We start from the raw sequence: 23574 nt of genomic DNA, 5'->3' as shown, positions 1-23574 counted from the left end.
CCCTGACCAAGGGTTGTACGTGGATCATGATCCGCCCGTTCGGTCGACGGGGTGCGCATGACCGCGTTCGGCTGCGGAAACGGGACGGGATTCAGGAACATTCCGATGGTGACATTCTGCAGGGGGTGCGGATGCTGGGACTGCCGGACGAAGCGGCGGCGTGTCTCTTCGATCTGGACGGGGTGCTGACCCGGACGGCGTCCGTCCACGCGGCGGCGTGGAAGGAGATGTTCGACGGTTTCCTGCGCGAGCGCGCCGGGCGGACCGGTGAGCCGTTCACCGAGTTCGACCCGGTCCACGACTACGGCCGGTACGTCGACGGCAAGAAGCGCGAGGACGGGACGCGCTCGTTCCTGGAGTCGCGCGGCATCACCCTGCCGGAGGGCGATCCGGACGATCCGCCCGAGGCCGAGACCGTGCGGGGGCTGGGGAACCGCAAGAACGCCCTCGTCCTCAAGCTGATCGAGGAGAAGGGCGTCGAGACGTTCGACGGGTCCATCGACTACGTCCGCGCGGCGCGCAAGGCCGGGCTGAAGACGGCCGTGGTGTCGTCGAGCGCCAACACCGTCCAGGTCCTGCGGACCGTCGGGATCACCGACCTGTTCGACGCCCGGGTGGACGGGGTGGTGGCGGCCGAGCGGCATCTGCCCGGCAAGCCGGCGCCCGACATGTTCCTGGAGGGGGCGCGGGAACTCGGCGTCCCGGCGGAGCGGGCGGTGGTGTTCGAGGACGCGCTCGCCGGGGTCCAGGCGGGACGCGCCGGCGGGTTCGCCCAGGTGGTCGGCGTCAACCGGGTGGGCGAGGCGCATGCCGAGGCGCTCGCCGAGCACGGCGCCGACGTGGTGGTCAACGATCTATCTGAGCTGCTGGAGAACCATTGAGTGACCGGGACGGGCAGAGCGCCGTGGACCGGCCGGTGTTCACGGTGGAGCCCTGGTGCGTCCGGGAGCCCGAACTGCGGCTGGACCGGCTGGCGCAGACCGAGTCGGTGTTCGCGCTGTCCAACGGGCACCTCGGCATGCGCGGCAACCTGGACGAGGGCGAGCCGCACGGGCTGCCCGGCACCTACCTGAACTCCTTCTACGAGCAGCGCCCGCTGCCGCACGCCGAGACCGCCTACGGCTATCCCGAGTCGGGCCAGACGGCGATCAACGTCACCAACGGCAAGGTGATCCGGCTGCTGGTGGACGACGAGCCGCTCGACGTGCGCTACGGCCGCGTCCACCACCACGAGCGGGTCCTCGACATGCGGGCGGGGACGCTCACCCGGCAGGTCGAGTGGACGTCTCCGGCGGACCGGACGATCCGGGTCACGTCGGTGCGGATGGTCTCGCTGACGCAGCGGGCCGTCGCGGCGATCTGCTACGAGGTCGAGCCGGTCGACGAGGCGGTCCGCGTGGTCGCCCAGTCGGAGCTGGTGGCCAACGAGGCGCTGCCGGGCGGCGGCAAGGACCCGCGCGCGTCCGCGATCCTGGACAGCCCGCTGGTCAGCGAGGAGCACGTCGCCAACGGCAAGAAGGTGCTGCTGCTCCACCGGACGCGGCGCAGCGGCCTGCGGATGGCGGCCGGGATGTCGCACGACATCGAGGGCCCGGAGTCGCTGGCGATCGACACCGAGAGCTCCAACGACGTGGGCCGGCTGACGGTCGCGACCCGGCTGGAGCCGGGCCAGCGGCTCCGCATCGTCAAGTACATCGCGTACGGGTGGTCGAGCCGGCGGTCCCGGCCGGCGCTGCACGACCAGGTGGTCGGGGCGCTGGCGGGCGCGCGGCAGACCGGCTGGGACGGGCTGCTGGCCGAGCAGCGCGAGTACCTCGACGGCTTCTGGGAGGGCGCGGACGTCGAGGTCGAGGGCGACGCCGAGATCCAGCAGGCGGTCCGGTTCGGGCTGTTCCACGTCCTGCAGGCGGGGGCGCGGGCGGAGCGCCGCATGATCCCGGCGAAGGGGCTGACGGGTCCCGGCTATGACGGGCACACGTTCTGGGACACCGAGACGTTCGTGCTTCCCGTGCTGACCTACACCTCGCCGGGCGCCGCGGCGGACGCGCTGGCGTGGCGGCACATGACGCTGCCGCTGGCGGTGGAGCGCGCCAACCAGCTCGGGCTGGGCGGGGCCACGTTCCCCTGGCGGACGATCCGCGGCCACGAGTGCTCCGGGTACTGGCCCGCCGGCACCGCCGCGTTCCACATCAACGCCGACATCTCCGACGCCGTCGTCCGGTACGTGGACGCCACCCGGGACGAGCAGTTCGAGCGGGAGGTCGGCCTGGACATCCTGGTGCAGACCGCCCGGCTGTGGCGCAGCCTCGGCCATCACGACGTCGGCGGCGTCTTCCGCATCGACGGCGTCACCGGACCGGACGAGTACAGCGCGGTCGTGGACAACAACGTCTACACCAACCTGATGGCGCGCCGGAACCTCCAGGAGGCCGCGGAGATGGCGATGCGCCACCCCGACGTGGCCGACCGGCTGGGCGTGAACGCCGAGGAGGCGGCGTCGTGGCGGGACGCGGCGGCGGCCATGCTCATCCCCTACGACGACCGGCTGGGCGTCCACCCGCAGAGCGAGAGCTTCACCAACCACGCCCGCTGGGACTTCGCGGCGACGAAACCCGACCACTACCCGCTGCTGCTGAACTTCCCCTACTTCGACCTCTACCGCAAGCAGGTCGTCAAGCAGGCGGACCTGGTGCTCGCCCTGCACCTGTGCGGGGACGCGTTCACCGAGGAGCAGAAGGAGCGCGACTTCGCCTACTACGAGGGCCTGACCGTCCGGGACTCCTCGCTCTCGGCGCAGACGCAGGCCGTGGTCGCCGCCGAGGTCGGCCAGCTGGAGCTGGCGCACGACTACCTGGGCGAGACCGCGCTGATGGACCTGCACGACCTGAACCACAACACCCGCGACGGGCTGCACATCGCCTCGATGGCGGGCGCGTGGAGCGGCCTGGTCGCCGGGTTCGGCGGGATGCGCGCGGGCAAGGGCCGGCTCCGGTTCGCGCCGCGGCTGCCCGGCGGGATCAGCCGGCTGACGTTCCGCATGCGGTACCGGGGCAGCCTGATCAAGGTGGCGGTGACGGCGGAGTCGGCGTCCTACGAGCTGCTGGACGGGCCGGGCATCACCCTGTGGCACCACGGCGAGGAGTTCAGCCTCTCCGACGACGAGCCGGCGGAGCTGCCGATCGAGCCGATCCCGGTGCGTCCGGCGCCGGCCCAGCCGTCCGGGCGGGAACCGGCGCCCCGCCGCATCGACCCGCACGGCCGCGTCCCGCTCCGCAGGTAGCGCGGGTCAGCCCTCGGGGGCGCAGACGCCCCCGCACTCCGCGTGGTGGGCGGCCTCCGAGACGGCGCGGGTCTCCTCCGCCGGACGGGACGGGGCCGCCTGCCGCGCACCATGCGGCGCCTCCGCGTCGTGCACCGCCTCCGCGCCCCGGTTCACCAGCAGGCGGCGCGGTCCGGGCCCCTCGTCGCCGAGCCGGTCGTAGGGGTTGGCGAGCGCGCACCTGCTGATCGACAGGCAGCCGCAGCCGATGCAGTCGGTGAGGTCGTCGCGCAGCCGCTCCAGCTGCCGGATGCGCGCGTCGAGGTCGCTGCGCCACGCCTCCGAGAGCCGCGCCCAGTCCTCCACCGTGGGGGTGCGCTCCTCGGGGAGGGTGGCGAGGGCGTCGCGGATGTCGCTGAGCGGGATGCCGACGCGCTGCGACACCTTGATGAACGAGACGCGGCGGAGGGTGTCGCGGCCGAACCTGCGCTGGTTGCCCGCCGTGCGGCGGCTGCTGATCAGCCCCTTGGACTCGTAGAAGTGCAGCGCCGAGACGGCCACGCCGCTCCGCTCGGCGAGCTGCCCGACGGTCAGTTCGTGTACCCGGTGCTCCAGCCGCGTCATGCGCCGCATCCTATGCGACCTCAAGCGCGGTCGAGGTTTCCGGTGCGGCGGCGGCGATCAGGGGTGGGCGGGCCTGGGGCCGCCGAGGGCGCCCTCCGTCCGCCGCACCTCGCGGCCGAGCCTGCGCAGCCGGAACGCGGCGCCGACCATGGCGGCGCCGAACAGGATCGCGAACAGCCCGATCAGCCAGACGATGGCGACCGCGCCGGACACCGGCCAGGCGAACAACAGGATGCCGAAGATCACCGAGACCGCGCCCGTCAGCACGTACGCCCACTCGCCGCGCAGCTCCTTGCGCAGCGCGACCGCGGCGACGATCTCCAGCACGCCGGTGGCGACCGCCCACGCGGCGATCAGCATCAGCAGGACGAACGCGGTGATGCCGGGCCACACCAGCGCCACGACGCCGAGGCCGACCCCGGCGACGCCGGACAGCAGGAGCATGCCGCGCGGCCCGCCGGTCGTGTCGCGGAACGCCGCCGCGAGCGCGAACACGCCGTCCACCAGCGCGTACGCGCCGAAGAGCACGACGAGCGCCCAGACGGTGATGCCGGGCCACACCCAGGCGGCGATGCCGAACAGGATCGCGAACGCGCCGCGCAGCGCCAGCACCCACCAGTGGCGGGTCATCGGCTCGAACATGCCTGCCTCCCGGGGCCGCGGACGGCGATGTGCGTACCTCATCTGGTTGCCGCCCGGTGCCACGGGGAAGCCCAAGACCACCCCTAAATTGGGCAAATTTGACAATTCAAAGAAATCGCCCAGGAGGGGTATCTACGCGTCGTGCCCGCCCCCGGCGGTGGAACGCCGGGGGCGGGCACGCGGAGAGCGGACGGCCTAGTGCTCCAGGCGGCGCACCAGGTCGTGGTACTCGTCCCACAGCGCCTTCGGCGTGTGGTCGCCGAACCTCTCGAAGAACTCCGGCACGAGCGCGGCCTCCTGCTTCCACACCTCGGTGTCGACCGACAGCAGCATGTCCAGGTCGGCGTCGTCGAGGTCCAGGCCCTCGGTGTCCAGCGCGTCCTTGGTCGGCAGGTGCCCGATCGGGGTCTTGACCGCGTCGGCCTTGCCGTTGAGCCGCTCGACGATCCACTTCAGCACGCGGCTGTTCTCGCCGAAGCCGGGCCAGACGAACCTGCCGCCGGCGTCCTTGCGGAACCAGTTGACGTAGTAGATCCGCGGCAGCTTCTCGGGGTCGGTGGCCTTGCCGATCTCCAGCCAGTGGCCGAAGTAGTCGCCCATGTTGTAGCCGCAGAACGGCAGCATCGCGAACGGGTCGCGGCGCAGCTCGCCGACCTTGCCCTCGGCGGCGGCGGTCTTCTCGGACGCGACGTTGGCGCCGAGGAACACGCCCTGCTGCCAGTCGAACGACTCGGTGACGAGCGGGACGGCGGAGGCGCGCCGGCCGCCGAACAGGATCGCCGAGATCGGGACGCCCTTCGGGTCCTCCCACTCGTCGGCGATGATCGGGCACTGGCCGGCCGGGGTGGTGAAGCGGGCGTTCGGGTGGGCGGCCGGGGTCTCGGACTCCGGCGTCCAGTCGTTGCCCTTCCAGTCGGTCAGATGCGCGGGCGGCTCGTCGGTGAGGCCCTCCCACCACACGTCGCCGTCGTCGGTCAGCGCCACGTTGGTGAAGATGCTGTTGCCCCAGAGCGTCTTCACCGCGTTGGCGTTGGTGCTCTCGCCGGTGCCGGGCGCGACGCCGAAGAACCCGGCCTCCGGGTTGATGGCGTAGAGGCGGCCGTCGTCGCCGAACCGCATCCAGGCGATGTCGTCGCCGATCGTCTCGACCTTCCAGCCGGGGATGGTCGGCTCCAGCATGGCGAGGTTGGTCTTGCCGCACGCCGAGGGGAACGCCGCGGCCACGTAGCGGGTCTCACCGGAGGGCGGGGTCAGCTTGAGCACGAGCATGTGCTCGGCCATCCAGCCCTCGTCGCGCGCCATCGTCGAGGCGATCCGCAGCGCGTAGCACTTCTTGCCGAGCAGGGCGTTGCCGCCGTACCCGGAGCCGTAGGACCAGATCTCCCGGGTCTCGGGGAAGTGGGTGATGTACTTGGTGGAGTTGCACGGCCACGTGGCGTCCTTCTGGCCGGGCTCCAGCGGGGCGCCGACCGAGTGGACGGCCTTGACGTACGACCCGCGCTCCTCGATCAGCCGCAGCGCGCCCTCGCCCATCCGCGTCATGATCCGCATGGACACCGCGACGTAGGCCGAGTCGGTGATCTCAACGCCGAGCTGGGAGATGTTGCCGCCGAGGGGGCCCATGCAGAAGGGCACCACGTACATGGTGCGGCCCTTCATGCAGTCCTTGAAGAGGCCGCCGAGGGTCTCCCGCATCTCGGCGGGCGCGACCCAGTTGTTGGTGGGGCCGGCGTCCGACTCCTTCTCGGAGCAGATGAACGTCCGGTCCTCGACGCGGGCGACGTCGGTGGGGTCGGACGCGGCGTGGAAGCTGTTCGGCCGTTTGGCCGGGTCGAGGCGCGTGAGCGTGCCCTGCTCGACGAGGAGGCCGGTCAGGCGCTCCCACTCGGCGTCCGAGCCGTCGCACCACTCGACCCGGTCCGGGCCGGTCAGCTCGGCGATCCCGCGTACCCACTCAATCAGTTCGGTGTGGCCGGTTGGGGCCTGGTCGAGGCCGGGGACCTGGTTGGACACGGGCATCTCCTTCAGCTGTTCACAGGATGCTCGCATAATGAACAACACCCGTCGTTTTTGCCATTTGGTCTGGACCAATCCCGTCGGCTTATCGGAGTTCCTGCCCGATTTGTGATGGATATCACCCGTACGCGGGCGGGCGGCCCGCTGCCCGTGCGGACGGTCTCAAGCTGGGTAAACGTGAGTTTCGGTGGCCTTCACGGCCGCCCATATGGAGCTGCCCTCCGACAATTGGAGCTCGGCCACGGCCGCCGGCGTCACGTCCGCGACGGCCTCGAAGGGCGGCCCGGACAACCGCACCCGGACCCGGTCGCCCTGCCGCTCGATCGCGCCGACCCGCGCGCGCCAGAGGTTGCGGGGGCTGCCGTCGGGGCGGGTCCGGTACAGCGCCACCGCGGATGGCGCGAAGGCCAGAAAGACCTCACCGTCGAGCGAGTCGACACTGTCGAGCGTCGCGCCGCCGTCGCCGATCGTCACGGTGCCGCCCTCGGCCCGGCCCCGGTACAGGTTCAGCCCGACCAGCCGCGCCACGTACCCGGTGCGCGGGCGCCGGGCGACGTCGGCGGGCGTTCCCTCCTGGACGAGCCGGCCGTCCTCGACGACGACGATCCGGTCGGCCAGCACCATCGCGTCCAGCGGGTCGTGGGTGACGAGCACGGCCGCTCCCGGGAACCCGGCGAGGTGGCGGCGCAGCGCGGCCCTGATCTCCATCCGGGTGTGGGCGTCGAGGGCGGCGAGCGGCTCGTCCAGCAGGAGCAGCCCCGGGTCGACGGCCAGCGCGCGGGCCAGCGCGACGCGCTGCGCCTGCCCGCCCGACAGGGCGCGCGGACGGGCGGACGCGTACTCCGCGAGCCCGACCCGCTCCAGCCACCGCGCGGCGGTCCGGCGCGCGGCGCGGCGTCCGGCGCCCTGGCAGCGCGGCCCGAACGCGACGTTCTCCAGCGCGCTGAGGTGCGGGAACAGCAGGTAGTCCTGGAATACCATGCCGATGCCGCGGCGGTCGGGCGGCAGCGGGCGCAGGTCCTCGCCGTCCAGCCGGACGTGCCCGCCCGCCATCGGGACGAGCCCGGCGAGGGCGCGCAGCGCGGTGCTCTTGCCGGCGCCGTTCGGGCCGAGCAGCGCCACGACCTCGCCCGGCCCGGCGGTGAGCGCGAGATCGAGGTCGAACGCGGCGCGCCGCACCACGACCCGCGCGTCCAGGCCGGCGCTCCCCGCGCCCCGCGGCCCCGCCGCGCGGTTCACGAGCCGCCCGCCCAGCGGTCCCGGAGCGCGGCCAGGACGAGGACGGAGACGGCGAGCAGGACCAGGCTGAGCACGATCGCCGCCTGCGGATCGGTCTCCAGCGCCAGGTACACCGCGAGCGGCATCGTCTGCGTCCGGCCGGGGAAGTTGCCCGCGAACGTGATCGTCGCGCCGAACTCGCCGAGCGCCCGCGCCCAGCACAGGATCGCCCCGGCCGCGACGCCGGGGGCCACGAGCGGCAGCGTGACCCGCCGGAAGATCGTCCAGCGGCCGGCGCCGAGGGTGGCGGCGGCCTCCTCGTAGCGCAGGTCGGCGGCGCGCAGGGCGCCCTCCACGCTGATCACCAGGAACGGCATCGCCACGAACGTCTCGGCGAGGACCACCCCGGCGGTGGTGAACGGGAACGTGATCCCGAAGGTGGCGTCCAGCCAGCCGCCGACCAGCCCGCGGCGCCCGAGCGCGAGCAGCAGCGCGACGCCGCCGACGACCGGGGGCAGCACGAGCGGCACCGTCACCAGCGCACGGACGAGCCGGACGCCGGGGAACCGGACGCGGGCGAGCACCCAGGCCAGCGGCACGCCGAACAGCAGGCACAGGCAGGTGGCGAGGGTGGCGGTGACCAGCGAGAGCCGCAGCGCCTCCAGCACCTGCGGCTCCATGAGGCGGGTGCCGAGCGTCGACCACGGCGCCCGCACGAGCAGGCCCGCCAGCGGCAGCACCAGGAACGCGAGCCCGGCCAGCGCGGGAAGGAGAAGGATCCACGGCGGCCGCCCCGGTAGCGGGTCCCGCTCACCGGCCCGTGTCCGCCGCGCCCGCCGGGCTTCCCAGGACGCCTCCGGCGCGGGGCTCATGGCGCCTCGAAGCCCGCCCCGGTCAGCGCCGCCTTGCCCTGGCTCCCCAGGACGAGCCGGATGAACTCCTTGGCGAGCGCGCTCTGCGGAGCCTTGGCGACCTCGACGATCGGATAGTCGTTGACCGCCTTCGCCGCCTCGGGGAACTCGATGCCGGTCACCGTGCCGCCGGCTGCCCTGGCGTCGGTGCGGTAGACGAGCCCGGCGTCGGCCTCCCCCAGCCCGACCTTCGTCAGGACGGCCTTGACGTCCTGCTCCCGCGACGCCGGCCGCACCCGCACCCCCGCCGCGCCGAGCGCGGTCTCCGCCGCCGCCCCGCACGGCACCCGCACCGCGCACAGCACGATCTTCAACCCCGGCCGGGCCAGGTCGCCGACCGCCGCAACCCTGCCGGGGTTGTCCTTGGGGACGGCGATGACCAGGCGGTTCTTCGTGAAAACCGCGGGCGCGCCGGCGGCGTCCCCGGCTCCGGTCACCGTCGTCATCGTGGCGGGGCTCGCGGCGGCGAACACGTCCGCCGGCGCGCCCTGCGTGATCTGCTGTGCGAGCGTCGAGCTCCCGCCGAAGTTGAACCTGACCTTCACGCCGGGGTGCGCCGTCTCGAACGTCTTCCCGAGCGAGCCGAACACCTCGGTCAGCGACGCCGCGGCGAAGACCGTCAGCGTCCTGCCGCCGCCTCCGGATCCCGTCCCCGAAGCACCGCCGGTGTCGCCGCAGCCCGCCGCCGCGGCGAGCAGCAGGGCCGCTGCCGGCGCGATGCGCTTGTCCACGATCCTCCTCACCGGCCCTCCTCACCGGCCGGGGGTCAGCCCGGCTCCGGCACCTCGACCACGACGTTCGTCGACTTCACGACGGCGTCGGCGACCACGCCCGCCTCCAGCCCGAGGTCGTCCGCCGCCTCGCGGCTCATCAGCGACACGACCCGGAACGGACCCGCCTGGATCTCCACCTGCGCCATCACCCCGTCCCGCACGACCTCGGTGACGATCCCCCGCAGCCGGTTGCGCGCCGAGGAGAACCGCTCGGCCTGGTCGGACGGCCCGCTGCCGCGCGCCTGCTCGCGGACGAAGGCGGCGAGGTCGGCGCCCGGCACCCGCCGGTGGCCGTGCTCGTCCCGGGACGCCGGGAGCCGCCCCCCGTCCACCCAGCGGCGGACGGTGTCCGCGCTGACCCCGAGGAGCGCCGCGGCCTCGCCGATCCTGAACGTCGTCACGCGGCCTAGCCTAGCCATCCGCAGATGCGAGGAGAAGCCGACTCCACGTCCAGAATCTGCAAATGCTTATGGAGGAATACCTAGCATATGCGTTCATCACCAGGGCGGGTCAGCACACCTCCAGGAGCACCTCGGCGATCATGCCGAGGTTGGCCGCGTCGACGAGCCGCTCCCGCCTGATCCGCCCGAACGCGGTCACCTCGACGTAGGTGCGCTCGCCGTCGGCGGCCACGCCGTGCGGCCCGGAGGCCCGGAGCCGGTCCGCCTCGGCCGCGGTGATCTCGGCGGAGAACAGGTGCGCGCGGTGCGCGGACAGCGTGGCGTTCACCTGCCGGCTCCGGTGGGCGCGCAGCCGCCCCGGCTCCAGCGCCAGCCCGGTCTCCTCGGCGACCTCCGCGAGCGCGACGGCGGCCGGGCCGCCCGTCCCCGAGCCGCCCGGCAGCTCGTGGACGAACCCGTCCGCGCACGGGCTGCGGAACTCCCGGACGAGGACGACCTCCGTCCCGTCGAGCGTGGCCCCGCGCCGGTACAGGACCACGGCCGAGATGTCGGGCCGCCCGATGACGATCTCGTTCTCCTTGACCCGGTCCTCGGCGGCGACGCGCATCCGGACGTGCAGCGCCCAGCACACACCGAACCGGAAGACCACCCGGGCGCCGGTCAGGGTGTTTCCGGCGGCCCGCTGCCCTTCGTACCAGCGCTGGAAGGACGGCTCGCGCCACAGCAGCAACGGGACCTCGCGCTCGCCGCCCGCCCGTGCCGCGCCCGCGCCGATCCGCGCGAGCGCGGCCGTGACGGTTCCCGCCAGGTCGGCCGCCGTCGGCACGCCGAACTTCGCGGCGTAGTGCAGCAGGTAGCGGTTCCCCGGCGCCTCGGGCGGTGCGCCGAACACGACCCGCCCGCTGTCGTGCCACACCCCCCACTCCACGTTCGTGGTGAACGCGGGCATGGTCGCGATCTCGCGCGGGACCCAGAAGACGACCTCGTCGGCCAAGTGCAGGCAGCGCTCCTCCCACTCGACCTGGTCCACGTAGTCGTCGTAGCGGCCGTGGCGGTGCTCGGGGACGAACACCACGAGCCGTCCGCCACCGCGCCACCGTCCGCGCAGCTCGGCGACCGCGTCCGGCCGCCACGAGGCGACCTCCGGCGAGCGCGGGGACGGCCCGGCGAGGAAGACGGCGGCGTCCCAGTGATCCGGCGGCTCCTCCCGCGCGTAGACGACGGTGATGTCACCTTCCATTCGCCCTTGCCCCTCTCCGACCGTGTGGACCGTCTTGCTCCGGGTAAAGCCTGATTCAAACCAGAATCACCCGCCCGGTCAGGAGGATCGATCATGACTGGGACCATGCGAGTACCACGCTCCCGGGGCGCCTTCTGTGGATTCCTGCTGGTCCTGCTGGGCCTGTGGGGCGCGCTCCTGCCCCTCGCGGGGCCCTATTTCGACTTCGGGTTCGCACCGGACGACCCCTGGGTCTACAACACCGACCGGCTGCAGCTCAGCATCGCGCCCGGAGCGGCCGCCGCGCTGGGCGGGCTGATCGTCCTCCTCAGCGCCAACCGCGCCTTCGGGATGGCCGGCGCCTGGCTGGCCGCGCTCGGCGGCGCCTGGTTCGCCGTCGGCACATCCGTCGCGACGCTGTGGGACGTCCCCGGCGTCGGCGCACCGCTCGGGACGGAGGAGGCCCGGCACCTCGGCGAGCAGCTCGCCGGCTTCACCGGGCTGGGCGTCGTCGTCGTGTTCCTCGCCGCGCTCGCGCTCGGCCGGTTCGCCGTGGCCGGCGTCCGGGAGCAGGAGCCGCCGGACGAGGAGCCGGTGTTCACCGGCGCCAACAGCACGCAGCCGCTCGTCTACGGCCGCTACGCGCGGGAGAACCCGCCGGGGCACGGTCCCCCGCCCGCGGGGGACCAGCCCGTCGCGGGCGACACGCGCTTCGACCGCTAGCGGTCCCGGCTGCGCATGTTGCGGACGGCCTTGGTGGTCTCGTAGTTCCCGCGCTCGTCGTCGCACCGCACGTCGTCGCGGTCGGTGAACATCGCGACGAAGGCGACCAGCAGGCCGACGCCGCCGATCCACGGTTCCCGCCAGGCGAAGCTGAGCGCCACGCAGACGCCGGCAACGCAGATCAGCAGCAAGAGCTTCACGTCGCACCTCTCGGCCGCACCCCAGTGTCCGGGAGGCCCGCCCCCGGACGAGAGCATGTGTCCGTACCGCGATCCAGCGAGTAATGGAAGACTTACTCGCGGCCCACAGGTGCATCCTGACATGCCGCGGCCCGCCCGGGAAAGATCCCGGGCGGGCCGCGTGCGGGATATTTCCGCTACTTCTTCGCCTTGCCCCGCTTTTCGCGGATCTTCATCGCGATGTCGAGCGGCGTCCCGGCGAACCCGAACTCCTCCCGCAGCCGCCGCTCGATGAACCGCCGGTAGCCCTCCTCCAGGAACCCCGACGTGAACAGCACGAACCGCGGCGGCCGCACCCCCGCCTGCGTCGCGAACAGCACCCGCGGCTGCTTGCCGCCGCGCACCGGATGCGGATGCGAGTTCACCAGGTCGGCGAAGAACTGGTTCAGCTTGGACGTCGGGACCCGCGTCCCCCAGCCCTCCAGCGCCGTGTCGATCGCCGGCACCAGCTTCTCCATGTGCCGGCCGGTCTTCGCCGAGATGTTCACCCGCGGCGCCCACCGCGCGTTGTGCAGCTGCCGGTCGATCTCGCGTTCCAGGTAGTGGCGGCGCTCCTCGTCCAGCAGGTCCCACTTGTTGTAGGCGATCACCAGCGACCGGCCCGACTCGATCACCATCGAGATGATCCGCAGGTCCTGCTCGGCGAGCGGCTGGTCGGCGTCCACCAGCACGACCGCGACCTCCGCCCGCTCCAGCGCCGACTGCGTGCGCAGCGTCGCGTAGAAGTCGGCGCCCTGGTTCTCCTTGTGCCGCCGCCGGATCCCCGCGGTGTCGATGAACCGCCACGTCCGGCCGCCGAGGTCGATCAGCTCGTCGACCGGGTCGCGGGTCGTGCCCGCCACCGAGTCCACGACCGCGCGGTTCTCCCCCGCCAGCTTGTTCAGCAGGCTCGACTTGCCGACGTTGGGACGGCCCAGCAGCGCCACCCGGCGCGGACCGCCCACCTCGCCGAACGTCTCCGCCGGCGGCTCCTCCGGCAGCGCCTCCAGGACCGCGTCCAGCAGGTCGCCGCTGCCGCGCCCGTGCAGCGCGCTGACCGGATGCGGCTCGCCGATGCCGAGCGACCACAGCAGCGCCGCGTCCGACTCGGCGCCCACGTCGTCGACCTTGTTGGCGACCAGCACCACCGGCTTGCCGGACCGGCGCAGGATCTCCACCACGGCCTCGTCCACGTCGGTCGCGCCCACGGTCGCGTCCACCACGAACATCACGACGTCGGCCAGGTCGACCGCCAGCCGCGCCTGCTCGGCGATCGCCGCGGCCAGGCCGGACGAGTCCGGCAGCCACCCGCCGGTGTCGACGACGGTGAACCGGCGGCCGCTCCAGGTCGCGTCGTAGGCGACCCGGTCGCGGGTCACGCCCGGGACGTCCTCCACGACGGCCTCGCGGCGGCCGAGGATCCGGTTGACGAGGGTGGACTTGCCGACGTTCGGCCGCCCCACCACCGCCACCACCGGTGCCTGGCCCTCGTCCGCGGCCACGTCGTCGACCACGTCGACGGTCTCGATCTCGTAATCGCTCACAGCTCACTCATGCTCTTTGGCGAGGCGGACGACCGCCTCGATGACCTCGGCCAGGCTCAGCCCGGTCGAGTCGATCTCGTGCGCGCCCGCCGCCTTCGCCAGCGGCGACGCCTTCCGGGTCGAGTCGAGCCGGTCCCGCCGTGCCTGCTCGGCCTGCGTGACCGTCACCGACGCGCCCGGATCGGCCGCGAGGTCCTTGGCCCGGCGCGCCGCGCGGGCCTCCTCGCTCGCCGTCAAGTACACCTTCACCGGCGCGTCCGGCACGACGACCGTGCCGATGTCGCGCCCCTCCACCACGATCCCGCCGGCCCCGATGATCTCACGCTGCAGCTCGACGAGCCGCGCCCGGACCGCCGGGACGGAGCTGACGGCGCTGACCGCGTTCGTCACCTCGCGGGTGCGGATCGGGCCGGACACGTCCATCCCGTCCACGGTGATCGTGGGCCCGTCCGGGTCGGTGCCGGACACGATCTCCGGCTCCGCCGCGCGGGCCGCGACGGCCTCGCCGTCCTCGACGGGCACGCCGTGCTCCAGCATCCACCACGTCATGGCGCGGTACATCGCGCCGGTGTCCAGGTACCGCAGCCCGAGCGCGCGGGCGACGCCCTTGGACGCGCTGGACTTGCCGGACCCCGACGGGCCGTCCATGGCGATGACGAGCGGCACGGTCGCTCCCTCTCTGGTCGTCACGAAGCGGGCGGCGCTCGTCGTCGCGCGGGCGCGCGGGTCCCCCGGACAAGCTCCAGCGAACCAGGCTACCGGCCCGCGCCCACCGTTCCGGCCGCCGCAGAACTCCGCTCCAGGCGTCGGTCACCGCCACTCTGAGAGGACGACCCCCCAGACCCCCCGACAAGAACGGCTGACCGCCACCCTCCACTCCGCAGAGCCCCGCTCCAGGCGTCGGTCACCGCCACTCTGAGAGGACGACCCCCCAGACCCCCCGACAAGAACGGCTGACCGCCACCCTCCGCTCCGCAGAGCTCCGCTCCGGGCGTCGGTCAGCCGGGTACCGACCAGCCGCGCGCGCGCAGTTCGGCGGCGAGGCGCTCGGCGGCCTCGGGGACGACCGTCAGCTCCAGCACGCCCAGCGGGCGGCCGGGCGAGTGCTCGATCGTCACGTCCTCGATGTTGACCTGCGCGATCCCCGCCGCCTGGAAGATCATCGCCAGCTCGCCCGGACGGTCCGGGATGACCACCTGCACGGTCGCGTAGGCGGGCTGGTCGCCGCCGTGCTTGCCGGGGATGCGGCCCCGGCCCGCGTTCCCGCGCAGCAGCAGGTCGGCGACGTGCGCGGCGGCCTCGTCGCTGCCGTCGCGCAGCAGCGACGCGGCCACCGCGAGGTCGGTCGCGACGGCCTCCAGCACGTCCGCGACGGGCTGGGAGTTCGCCGACAGGATCCCGATCCACAGCCGCGGGTCGCTCGCCGCGATCCGGGTGACGTCCCGGACGCCCTGCCCGGCGAGGCCCAGCGCCACGTCGTCCGCGCCGGTCAGCCGGGCGGCGACCGCGGCCGACACCACGTGCGGGCCGTGCGAGACCAGCGCGACGGCCCGGTCGTGCTCGGCCGCGTCCACCTCGACCGGCATCGCGCCGCACGCCTTCGCCAGCCCGGTGACGGCGGCGACGGTGTCCGGCGTCGCCTCCGGCGTCGCGCACAGCGCCCACGGGCGGCCGAGGAACAGGTCGGCCCGCGCCGCGCTCGGCCCCGACCGCTCGCTGCCGGCCAGCGGATGCCCCGCCACGAACGTCGTCAGGTCGCAGCCGAGCTCCGCCGCCTGCGCCAGCGGCAGCGCCTTCACGCTCGCCACGTCGGTGTAGGCGGTGGCAAGGCCGCGCTTCTGCGCGTCCAGCAGCGTCACCGCCACCGCCGCAGGCGGCACGGCCAGCACCGCCAGGTCGGCGGGCTCCTCGTGCGCCCCGTCGGGCAGCGCCTCGCCCGCGCCGAGCTCCACCGCCAGCGCCAGCGCCGCCGCGTCCCGGTCGGTCAGCAGCACCTCGGCGCCGCGCTCCCGCATCGCCAGCGCGATCGACGTCCCGATCAGTCCCGTCCCGACCACGACGATGCGCCGCGCCACCACGTCCTCGCTCACGCCGGTCACCCTACTTGCCCGGCACCACCGCTACTGCGCTATGTCGAGCCGCAGAGCCGTCGCGCCGCGCAGGTACACGTGCTGGACGCCCGAGCGGGGGCGGTCCGTCTCGATGTGCGCCATCAGCCGGATCACCCGCGGCAGCGAGCCGGGGACGCCGATCTCCGTCGCGCACAGCAGCGGCACCTCGTGGAAACCTAGCTTGCGGGCGGCCAGCGCCGGGAACTCCGCGGTGATGTCCGGCGTCACCGTGAAGATCACGCTGATGACGTCGTCGGTGGTCAGCTCGTTGCGGGCCATCACCTCCGCGACCAGTTCCGTCGTCGCCTCCAGGATCTGGTCCCGGTCGTCGGCGTCGATCTGCGTCGCCCCCCGGACCGCGCGTACCGCCACAGTCGCCTTCCTTTCCACACCCGGTGTCGTTTACAGCCCGACCGTCTTGTACAGCTCCCCGACCTCCTGCACGGTCAGCGCCCGCATCCCGCCCGGCTTCAGCGAGCCCAGCCTGATCGGCCCGAACTCGATGCGGGCGAGCTGCTGGACGGGGAACCCGACCTCCTTCAGCAGGCGCCGCACGATGTGCTTGCGCCCCTCGTGCAGGGTGATCTCGACCAGCACGCGCCGTCCGACCTGGTCGAAGACGCGGAACCGGTCGGCCTTCGCGGGCCCGTCGTCGAGCGTCACGCCGGCCTTCAGCCGCCGGCCGAGGTCGCGCGGGATCGGCCCGTGGATCTCCGCCAGGTAGGTCTTGGCCACGCCGTAGCTCGGGTGGGTCAGCCGGTGCGACAGCTCGCCGTCGTTGGTGAGCAGGATCAGGCCCTCGGTGTCGGTGTCGAGGCGCCCGACGTGGAACAGCCGCTCGGGCACCTCCACGTAGTCGGCGAGGGACTTGCGGCCCCGCTCGTCCGACATCGTGGACACCACCCCGCGCGGCTTGTTGATCGCGTAGTACCGCATCTCGGACCGGGTCTCGACCCGCTTGCCGTCCACATGGATGACGGCGCGCCGCGGGTCGACGCGCTCACCGAACCGGAACACCTTCTTCCCGTTCACGGTGACGCGGCCCTCGCCGATCAGCTCCTCGCAGTGGCGGCGGCTGCCGATCCCGGCCTCGGCCAGGACCTTCTGCAGACGCACGCCATCGTTCTCGGTCACGTGTCCTCAACTATGTCGTCCGGCAGGTCATCGGGCAGGTAGGGGGCGAGCTCGGGCAGCTCGTCGAGGTCGCGCAGGCCGAGTCGCTCCAGGAAGTACCCGGTGGTCCGGTACAGGTGCGCCTGCGACTCCGGGTCCTGGCCCGCGTCCTCGATCAGGCCGCGCAGCGTCAGCGTCCGGATGACGCCGTCGCTGTTGACGCCGCGGATCGCCGACACGCGGGCCCGGCTCACCGGCTGCCGGTAGGCGACCACGGCGAGCGTCTCCAGCGCGGCCTGGGTCAGCCGCGCCTGCTGCCCGTCGGTGACGAACCGCTCCACGACCGGGGCGCACACGTCCCGGGTGTAGAACCGCCAGCCGCCGGCGACCTCCCTGAGATCGAACCCGCGCCCCTGCTCGGTGTATTCCGCGGCCAGCTCCCGCAGCGTCTCCGCGACCTCGCCGCGCGGACGCTCCAGCAACTGCGCCAGCGCCATCTCGGTGACGGGCTCGTCCACCACCAGCAGGATCGCCTCGATGGACGCCCGCAGCCCGGGGAGCTCCGGCGCGTCCGCGCCGGGTTCCTCAGTCATCGTCTCCCTCGTCCTTCCGGGTCTTCTCGTCGTCCTTCGCGGGCGCGCCCTCGTAGTCGTCGCCGACCTCGACGTCGCCCTCGTCCGTGCCGGTCCACGTGATGTGCAGCTCGCCGAGGGGCTCCAGCTGCTCGAACGTGACCACCTGCTCCCGGTACAGCTCCAGCAGCGCCAGGAACCGCGCGACCACCTCGTAGGTGCCCTCCGCGTCGGACGCGAGGACGCGGAACGTCGTCCTGCGCAGCCTGCGGAGCCGCTCCACGACGATCGCGGCCTGCTCCTTGACGCTGGCCCTCGGCTGGTACATGTGCTCGACCGACACCGCCGGCGGCGCCTTCGGGGTGAGCGCCCTCGCGGCGAGCCGGGCGAACTCGTCCGGACCGAGGCCGAGCAGCACCTCCGGCAGCAGGTTCGCGAACCTCGGCTCCATCGGCACCAGGCGCGGGTACCGCCGGCTCGCGTCGGCGATGTGCCCGGCGATGACCTGCGCGACCTCCTTGTAGGCGCGGTACTGGAGCAGCCGCGCGAACAGCAGGTCGCGGGCCTCCAGCAGGGCCAGGTCCTCCTCGTCGTCGACCTCGCCGGACGGCAGCAGCCGGGCGGCCTTCAGGTCCAGCAGGGTCGCGGCGACGAGCAGGAAGTGGCTGGCCTGGTCGAGGTCCCAGTCGGCGCCGTGCGAGCGGATGTGCGCGATGAAGTCGTCGGTGACCTTGTGCAGGGACACCTCGGTGATGTCGAGCTTGTGCTTGGAGATCAGGCCGAGCAGCAGGTCGAAGGGGCCCTCGAAGTTGTCCAGGTGGACGCGGAAGCCCTGCTCCTGCTCGTTCTCCTGCCCCGGCTCCGGCGACGTCTCGGCCACGTCGCTCACGGTAGCGGAGGACTCCTTCCGCGCTGTGCTCACCGGCCCCATCGTCCCATGCCCGGCGGGTCCCCCGCGCCACGGACGATCACGAGCGGTGACGGGCCGCCGGGGCGTTACCGCCCGGTCAGCCGCCCGACGATGCCCTCCGCGTGGGCGCGGTCGAACGTGCCGGCCGGCCCGCTGATCTGCACCTCGCCTCCGGTGATGGCCTGGGTCACCTGTGCGGGCTCCGACACGAGGCCGCCGCCGACGAGCATGCCCATGAGCCTGGCCGGCAGCTGGGAGGCGGACGCCTCGGCGGCCTTGCGGGTCAGCTCGGCGAACCCGGGCGCGTCCGCGGAGGTCAGGGTGATCTCGACGACCCAGCCGGGGTTGCCCTTCGCGGGGTCGGGGGCGGCCGCCCGCACCTTCTCCAGCCTGCGCACGGTCAAGTCGTCCTCGCCGAACGTGTAGCAGGACCGAGCGCCGGTGACGGTCACCGCCCCGCCCGTGCACGGCGGCGCGGACTCCTTCTCGACCAGCGCGAACGTCAGCGGCACGCGCAGGTCGAACGGCCCCGACGACGCGGCCGGCGTTGGCTCGCCGCCGTCGCCGCCGGTCGCCACGAGATAGCCCACGACGACCGCGACCAGCAGGATGAAGCCGGCGATCACAGCGCCGATCACGATGAGCGCCGTCCCCGGCCCGCGCGCGGGCGGCGGGGGCGGCGGCGCGCCGGGCGGCGTGTCATGGGGAAAGGGCGGGGGGTGACCCATGTGCGCTCCGTCGCTCAGGGGGTGCCGGACGGCCTCACGCGGCCTGCGCGGCCCACCTGATGAGCACCTCCCGCGCCAGGCTCCGGTACGCGTTGGCGCCCATCGAGCTCGGGTCGAAGAACGTGATCGGCTCGCCGGCCACGGTCGCGTCCGGGAACCGGACCGTCCGGTTGATCACGGTGTGGAAGACCTTGTCGCCGAACGCCTCGACGATCCGGCCGAGGACCTCGCGGGTGTGCAGCGTCCGCGAGTCGTACATGGTGCCGAGCACCCCGTCGATCACCAGGTCGGGGTTGATCCGGCCCTGCACCTTCTCGATGGTCTCCATCAGCAGCGCCACGCCGCGCATCGCGAAGTACTCGCACTCCAGCGGGATCAGCACGCCCTCGCTGGCGGCCAGCGCGTTGACGGTGAGCAGGCCGAGCGACGGCTGGCAGTCGATGAGGATGTAGTCGTAGTGGTCGACGGCCGACTTCAGCGCGCCCTGCAGGATGTACTCGCGGCCTACCTCGTGGACGAGCTGGACCTCGGCGCCGGACAGGTCGATGTTGCTCGGCAGCAGGTCCATCCCGTCGACGCCGGTCTCGATGACGACGTCCTCCCACTCGGTGTCGCGTTCGAGCAGCAGGTTGTGGATCGTCACGTCGAGCTGGCGCGGGTCGCCCTTGCCGAGGCCGACCGACAGGGCGCCCTGCGGGTCGAAGTCGACGAGCAGGACGCGGCGGCCGTACTCGGCGAGCGCGGCGCCCAGGTTGATCGTCGTGGTGGTCTTGCCGACGCCGCCCTTCTGGTTGCAGACGGCCACGATCCGCCCCGGCCCGTGCTCGTCCAGGGGTTCCGGTTCCGGGAACACCGGCACGGGTCGCTGAGTAGGCCCGAGGGCCCGGCTCGGATCGGTCTCGATGGTGGCGGAGGAAAGGACTCCATCCGCACCGTTAGTGCTGGTCACCAGATCCCTCCCCGGCGGCCTGGAAATGCCATCCAGAACGGGGACTCTAGGCCCGTCGACCCCGTCGCTCAAGCCGACGCGCGCCGAACGTCGCGATTTGTCGGCGCACCGGTCCGTCCGGTTCGTCCCTCCGTGCGCCGCTCCCGGGTCAGGTCCGCGCCCGCGGGTGCGAGGTGGCGTAGACCTCGCGGAGCAGCTGGACCGTGACGAGGGTGTAGACCTGCGTGGTGGTCACCGAGGCGTGGCCGAGCAGCTCCTGGACGACGCGGACGTCGGCGCCGCCGTCCAGCAGGTGGGTGGCGAACGAGTGCCGCAGGGTGTGCGGGGACACCTCCGACAGCTGCGCCCGGTCGGCGGCGGCGCGCAGCACCATCCACGCGCCCTGCCGCGACAGCCGCCCGCCGCGCGCGTTGAGGAACAGCGCCGGGCCGCCACGCCCGGCCCCGGCCAGCTCGGGCCGGGCCCGCACCAGGTAGGCGTCCACGGCCTCGCGGGCGTAGTCGCCGATCGGCACCACCCGGGCCTTGCCGCCCTTGCCGGCGACGCGGGCGAACCCGTCGCGCAGGTCGAGGTCGTCGACGTCCAGGCCGACGGCCTCGGAGATCCGCGCGCCCGACCCGTAGAGCAGCTCCAGCAGCGCCCGGTCGCGCAGGCCGCGCGCGCCGCCGGGGTCGCCGGACGGCCCGGCCGCCGCGGCGAGCAGCCGCTCGACCTCCGCCAGCGAGATCGCCTTCGGCAGCCGGCGCGGCGGCGTCGGCGGCTTCACGTCGTGCGCCGGGTCGGTCGCGGCCAGGCCCTCCCGCAGCGCGAACCGGTGCAGCCCCCGGACGGCGACCAGCGCCCGCGCCGCCGAGCCCGCCGACAGCGGCGGATGGTCCGGGTCGCCCTCGCGCAGCACCACCAGGAACGCCCGGACGTCGTCCTCGGCGACCTCGCCGATGGCCGCGCGGCCCCGGCCGTCCAGCACCTGGGCGTACCGGCGCAGGTCGCGGCGGTAGGAGCTGAGCGTGTTGGCGGCCAGGCCCCGCTCGACCGCCAGATGCGCCAGATAGGCGCGGACGGCCGAGTCGACCGCGGACTCCGCGGCGTCGGCCGCGTCCCGCGTGCTGCTCCGGGAGGACGGGCTCGGGGACAGTGCGGCACCTCTTCCGGCCGTGGGCTCCGGGGACCCGCCCATCATGCCCCCTCCGGCGGCCGGAGGGGGACCTCATCCGGGGCTCAGTGCTCCGGCGCGTCGACCGGGCGCAGATCGGCGTACCCGGAGTCGCGCGCCGCGCGCACCGCGAGGACGCCCATGCAGGCGATCATGTTGTGCAACTCGCCCGCGAACACCTTGCGGACCGCTTCCTCCAGCGGCACCCAGACGACCGGCATGTCGGCCTCCTCGTGGACCCGCTCGAAGTCGATCTCGTCGGCGGGCACCTCGGTGAGGCCCCGGGCCAGGAAGATCCGGACGCGTTCGTCGGCCATGCCGGGCGTGGGGTACACGTCGAGCAGGGTGTCCCAGCGTTCGGCGCGGTACCCGGACTCCTCCAGCAGCTCCCGCTCGGCGAGCTTGTGCAGGGGCTCGCCGTCCACGTCCCGCAGGCCGGCGGGCGCCTCCCACAGCAGCCGCGCCACCGGGTGCCGGTACTGCCGCAGCAGCAGCACCCGGTCCCGGTCGTCGACGGCGATGACACCGACGGAGCCGATGTGCTCGATCACGTCACGCTGGACGGCCTCCACACCGTCGCCGACCGGCATCTCCACCTGGTCGACGCGGACACTGAAGACGCGTCCCTTGTAGGGCGTGGACGTTTCGACGACCGTCCAGCGCTCCGGACGGTCACGGACGTCGTCCGGGCCGAGCTCCTCGCCGCTCATGACGTGGCCACGGTCCCCGTCCCGCCCTCGCGCGCCTCCGCGTAGTCGAGGGCGGCGGAGATGAGACCGGTGAACAGCGGATGCGGCCGGGTCGGGCGGGACCGGAACTCCGGATGCGCCTGCGTGCCGACGAAGAACGGGTGCTGCTCGCGCGGCAGCTCGACGTACTCGACGAGCCGTCCGTCCGGCGACAGGCCCGAGAACCGCAGCCCGGCCTGCTCCAGCCGGTCGCGGTAGGCGTTGTTGACCTCGTAGCGGTGCCGGTGCCGCTCGGACACCTTCGCCTCCCCGTACAGCAGCCGGACCACGGAGCCCTCGGCGAGGTCGGCCGGGTACAGGCCGAGCCGCATCGTGCCGCCCATGTCGCGCTCCCCGGCGACCACGTCGAGCTGGTCGGTCATGGTGGCGACGACGGGATGCGCGGTGGTGGCGTCGAACTCGGCGCTGCCCGCGTCGGTCAGCGCGCCGAGCGTCCGCGCCGCCTCGATGACCATGCACTGCAGCCCGAGGCAGATGCCGAGCAACGGCACCCGGTTCTCCCGGGCGTGCCGGACCGCGCCGAGCTTGCCCTCGATGCCGCGGACCCCGAACCCGCCCGGGACGAGGACGCCGTCCACGCCGTCCAGCTCCCGCTTGGCGCCCTCGGGCGTCTCGCAGTCGTCGCTCTTCACCCAGCGGATGTGCACCCTCGCGTCGTTGCCGAACCCGCCGTGCCGCAGCGCCTCGGTGACCGACAGGTACGCGTCCGGCAGGTCGATGTACTTGCCGACCAGCGCGATCGTGACCTCGCGGGCCGGCTTGTGGACGCGGCGCAGCAGCTCGTCCCACGACCCCCAGTCCACGTCCCGGAACGGCAGGTCGAGGCGGCGCACCACGTAGGCATCCAGCCCCTCCGAGTGCAGCACCTTCGGGATGTCGTAGATGCTCGCGGCGTCCACCGCCGACACGACGGCCTCGCGGTCCACGTCGCACATCAGGCTGATCTTGTGCTTGAGCCCGTCGGTGATCGGCCGGTCGGACCGGCACACGATCGCGTCGGGCTGGATGCCGATGGAGCGCAGCGCCGCCACCGAGTGCTGCGTCGGCTTGGTCTTCAGCTCCCCGGACGGCCCGATGTAGGGCAGCAGCGACACGTGCAGGAAGAAGCAGTTCTCCCGCCCGATCTCGTGCCGGATCTGGCGCACCGACTCCAGGAACGGCAGCGACTCGATGTCGCCGACCGTCCCGCCCACCTCGGTGATGACGACGTCGACCTCGCCGTCCTCGCCCATCCCGCGGATGCGGTCCTTGATCTCGTTGGTAATGTGCGGGATCACCTGCACCGTGTCGCCGAGGTACTCCCCGCGCCGCTCCTTGGCGATCACGTTGGAGTAGACCTGCCCCGTGGTGACGTTCGCGGACCCGTGCAGCTCGGTGTCCAGGAACCGCTCGTAGTGCCCGATGTCCAGATCGGTCTCGGCGCCGTCATCTGTGACGAACACCTCGCCGTGCTGGAACGGGTTCATCGTCCCGGGATCGACATTGAGGTAGGGATCGAGCTTCTGCATGGTGACCCGCAGGCCGCGGAGAGCGAGAAGCCGCCCAAGGCTGGACGCCGTCAGTCCCTTGCCGAGGCTGGAGGCGACACCGCCGGTAACGAAGAGATGCTTGGTAGGACGCGGCCTACCAGTGGCTGCCGAAGGCAAGAAGAGACTCCCGTGGTCGTTGCGAGGCGGACACGCTCACTGTCCACGGGCCTCTAGCTTATGGCATTTCTCTCCTCCTTCGGGCGCTGGGCGCC

Annotated in this window: 23 protein-coding genes and 1 pseudogene; 3 read left to right on the top strand and 21 right to left on the bottom strand. The window is 72.9% G+C overall.

All coding sequences use genetic code 11. The annotated features are described in order from the left end of the window. The first annotated feature begins 131 nt into the window (after positions 1-131). Positions 132-881, top strand: coding sequence for an HAD family hydrolase (locus K8Z49_RS46950; RefSeq protein WP_075019966.1), 750 nt, complete (start codon positions 132-134; stop codon positions 879-881). Continuing rightward, a complete protein-coding gene (locus K8Z49_RS46945) occupies positions 878-3280 on the top strand; it encodes a glycoside hydrolase family 65 protein (RefSeq protein WP_083597240.1) in 2403 nt (800 codons plus the stop codon). Before K8Z49_RS46950 ends, K8Z49_RS46945 begins: the two co-directional genes overlap by 4 nt. Positions 3281-3433: 153 nt before the next feature. Here the strand turns inward: K8Z49_RS46945 and soxR are convergent. The 8 genes and pseudogenes from soxR to K8Z49_RS46905 form a co-directional block, all read right to left on the bottom strand. Then, positions 3434-3883 (bottom strand): annotated as a pseudogene (gene soxR / locus K8Z49_RS46940) (redox-sensitive transcriptional activator SoxR); the annotation flags it as partial. 57 nt (positions 3884-3940) lie between these two features. After that, positions 3941-4525: an HdeD family acid-resistance protein gene (locus tag K8Z49_RS46935; RefSeq protein WP_021597076.1), complete on the bottom strand. Its 585-nt coding sequence runs from the start codon at positions 4523-4525 to the stop codon at positions 3941-3943. 195 nt (positions 4526-4720) lie between these two features. Beyond that, the gene (locus K8Z49_RS46930) at positions 4721-6538 is read right to left on the bottom strand and encodes a phosphoenolpyruvate carboxykinase (GTP) (protein WP_256255210.1); all 1818 of its coding nucleotides are present in this window, start codon (positions 6536-6538) and stop codon (positions 4721-4723) included. A 165-nt stretch (positions 6539-6703) separates the two neighbouring features. Further along, a complete protein-coding gene (locus tag K8Z49_RS46925) occupies positions 6704-7780 on the bottom strand; it encodes an ABC transporter ATP-binding protein (RefSeq protein ID WP_218163560.1) in 1077 nt (358 codons plus the stop codon). Then, positions 7777-8631: an ABC transporter permease gene (locus K8Z49_RS46920; protein ID WP_083597237.1), complete on the bottom strand. Its 855-nt coding sequence runs from the start codon at positions 8629-8631 to the stop codon at positions 7777-7779. Before K8Z49_RS46920 ends, K8Z49_RS46925 begins: the two co-directional genes overlap by 4 nt. Then, on the bottom strand, positions 8628-9413 hold the full coding sequence (gene modA / locus K8Z49_RS46915; RefSeq protein WP_412517112.1) for a molybdate ABC transporter substrate-binding protein: 786 nt from the start codon (positions 9411-9413) through the stop codon (positions 8628-8630). Before modA ends, K8Z49_RS46920 begins: the two co-directional genes overlap by 4 nt. Positions 9414-9436: 23 nt before the next feature. Then, positions 9437-9844 (bottom strand): TOBE domain-containing protein, encoded by a 408-nt coding sequence (locus K8Z49_RS46910; protein WP_021597572.1) that lies wholly within the window; start codon positions 9842-9844, stop codon positions 9437-9439. A gap of 109 nt (positions 9845-9953) precedes the next feature. Continuing rightward, on the bottom strand, positions 9954-11084 hold the full coding sequence (locus K8Z49_RS46905; protein WP_412517111.1) for a nucleoside 2-deoxyribosyltransferase domain-containing protein: 1131 nt from the start codon (positions 11082-11084) through the stop codon (positions 9954-9956). Between the two features lie 93 nt (positions 11085-11177). Here K8Z49_RS46905 and K8Z49_RS46900 point away from each other — a divergent pair, with 93 nt between their 5' ends. After that, the gene (locus K8Z49_RS46900; protein ID WP_024935255.1) at positions 11178-11786 is read left to right on the top strand and encodes a hypothetical protein; all 609 of its coding nucleotides are present in this window, start codon (positions 11178-11180) and stop codon (positions 11784-11786) included. On the opposite strand, the gene K8Z49_RS46895 is transcribed toward K8Z49_RS46900, so the two are convergent. The 13 genes from K8Z49_RS46895 to K8Z49_RS46835 form a co-directional block, all read right to left on the bottom strand. Continuing rightward, positions 11783-11986, bottom strand: coding sequence for a hypothetical protein (locus K8Z49_RS46895; RefSeq protein WP_412517110.1), 204 nt, complete (start codon positions 11984-11986; stop codon positions 11783-11785). The genes K8Z49_RS46900 and K8Z49_RS46895 overlap by 4 nt on opposite strands. Before the next feature lie 176 nt (positions 11987-12162). Then, positions 12163-13548 carry a ribosome biogenesis GTPase Der gene (gene der / locus K8Z49_RS46890; RefSeq protein WP_021597568.1) on the bottom strand — a complete coding sequence of 462 codons (1386 nt, stop codon included), beginning with the start codon at positions 13546-13548 and terminating at the stop codon, positions 12163-12165. A 3-nt stretch (positions 13549-13551) separates the two neighbouring features. Continuing rightward, complete coding sequence (gene cmk / locus K8Z49_RS46885; protein WP_111833137.1) at positions 13552-14214, bottom strand: (d)CMP kinase; 663 nt, start codon at positions 14212-14214, stop codon at positions 13552-13554. Positions 14215-14546: 332 nt separating this feature from the next. Beyond that, positions 14547-15647 (bottom strand): prephenate dehydrogenase, encoded by a 1101-nt coding sequence (locus K8Z49_RS46880; RefSeq protein ID WP_021597566.1) that lies wholly within the window; start codon positions 15645-15647, stop codon positions 14547-14549. A 21-nt stretch (positions 15648-15668) separates the two neighbouring features. Continuing rightward, positions 15669-16031 carry a chorismate mutase gene (aroH, locus tag K8Z49_RS46875; protein WP_021597565.1) on the bottom strand — a complete coding sequence of 121 codons (363 nt, stop codon included), beginning with the start codon at positions 16029-16031 and terminating at the stop codon, positions 15669-15671. Positions 16032-16061: 30 nt separating this feature from the next. Then, complete coding sequence (locus K8Z49_RS46870) at positions 16062-16793, bottom strand: pseudouridine synthase (RefSeq protein ID WP_412517109.1); 732 nt, start codon at positions 16791-16793, stop codon at positions 16062-16064. Next, positions 16790-17365 carry an SMC-Scp complex subunit ScpB gene (gene scpB / locus K8Z49_RS46865; RefSeq protein WP_021597563.1) on the bottom strand — a complete coding sequence of 192 codons (576 nt, stop codon included), beginning with the start codon at positions 17363-17365 and terminating at the stop codon, positions 16790-16792. Before scpB ends, K8Z49_RS46870 begins: the two co-directional genes overlap by 4 nt. Further along, the gene (locus K8Z49_RS46860) at positions 17358-18233 is read right to left on the bottom strand and encodes a segregation and condensation protein A (protein WP_412517108.1); all 876 of its coding nucleotides are present in this window, start codon (positions 18231-18233) and stop codon (positions 17358-17360) included. Before K8Z49_RS46860 ends, scpB begins: the two co-directional genes overlap by 8 nt. 107 nt (positions 18234-18340) lie before the next feature. Further along, positions 18341-18982, bottom strand: coding sequence for a SecDF P1 head subdomain-containing protein (locus K8Z49_RS46855; RefSeq protein ID WP_075019959.1), 642 nt, complete (start codon positions 18980-18982; stop codon positions 18341-18343). A 34-nt stretch (positions 18983-19016) separates the two neighbouring features. After that, entirely contained in the window at positions 19017-19886 is an 870-nt protein-coding gene (locus K8Z49_RS46850) for a ParA family protein (RefSeq protein ID WP_276330333.1), read from the bottom strand. Between the two features lie 193 nt (positions 19887-20079). Then, positions 20080-21111: a site-specific tyrosine recombinase XerD gene (gene xerD, locus K8Z49_RS46845; protein ID WP_024935258.1), complete on the bottom strand. Its 1032-nt coding sequence runs from the start codon at positions 21109-21111 to the stop codon at positions 20080-20082. Between the two features lie 38 nt (positions 21112-21149). Next, entirely contained in the window at positions 21150-21794 is a 645-nt protein-coding gene (locus tag K8Z49_RS46840; RefSeq protein WP_111833133.1) for an NUDIX domain-containing protein, read from the bottom strand. After that, complete coding sequence (locus K8Z49_RS46835; RefSeq protein ID WP_412517107.1) at positions 21791-23479, bottom strand: CTP synthase; 1689 nt, start codon at positions 23477-23479, stop codon at positions 21791-21793. The genes K8Z49_RS46840 and K8Z49_RS46835 overlap by 4 nt, the downstream gene beginning before the upstream one ends. Positions 23480-23574: the final 95 nt, after the last annotated feature.

It is taken from the genome of Actinomadura madurae, assembly GCF_047130825.1.
Taxonomy (GTDB): Bacteria; Actinomycetota; Actinomycetes; order Streptosporangiales; family Streptosporangiaceae; genus Spirillospora; species Spirillospora madurae.
Note: the sequence above shows the minus strand (reverse complement) of the source record. Positions and strands in the feature narration are given on the sequence as shown.

Excerpts from the sequence above, each read along its gene's own strand:
- K8Z49_RS46950 (WP_075019966.1), top strand. The coding sequence starts at position 132 with ATGCTGGGACTGCCGGACGAAGCGGCGGCGTGTCTCTTCGATCTGGAC.
- K8Z49_RS46935 (WP_021597076.1), bottom strand. The coding sequence starts at position 4,525 with ATGTTCGAGCCGATGACCCGCCACTGGTGGGTGCTGGCGCTGCGCGGC.
- K8Z49_RS46920 (WP_083597237.1), bottom strand. The coding sequence starts at position 8,631 with ATGAGCCCCGCGCCGGAGGCGTCCTGGGAAGCCCGGCGGGCGCGGCGG.
- K8Z49_RS46905 (WP_412517111.1), bottom strand. The coding sequence starts at position 11,084 with ATGGAAGGTGACATCACCGTCGTCTACGCGCGGGAGGAGCCGCCGGAT.
- K8Z49_RS46900 (WP_024935255.1), top strand. The coding sequence starts at position 11,178 with ATGACTGGGACCATGCGAGTACCACGCTCCCGGGGCGCCTTCTGTGGA.
- scpB (WP_021597563.1), bottom strand. The coding sequence starts at position 17,365 with ATGACTGAGGAACCCGGCGCGGACGCGCCGGAGCTCCCCGGGCTGCGG.
- K8Z49_RS46855 (WP_075019959.1), bottom strand. The coding sequence starts at position 18,982 with ATGGGTCACCCCCCGCCCTTTCCCCATGACACGCCGCCCGGCGCGCCG.
- xerD (WP_024935258.1), bottom strand. The coding sequence starts at position 21,111 with ATGATGGGCGGGTCCCCGGAGCCCACGGCCGGAAGAGGTGCCGCACTG.
- K8Z49_RS46840 (WP_111833133.1), bottom strand. The coding sequence starts at position 21,794 with ATGAGCGGCGAGGAGCTCGGCCCGGACGACGTCCGTGACCGTCCGGAG.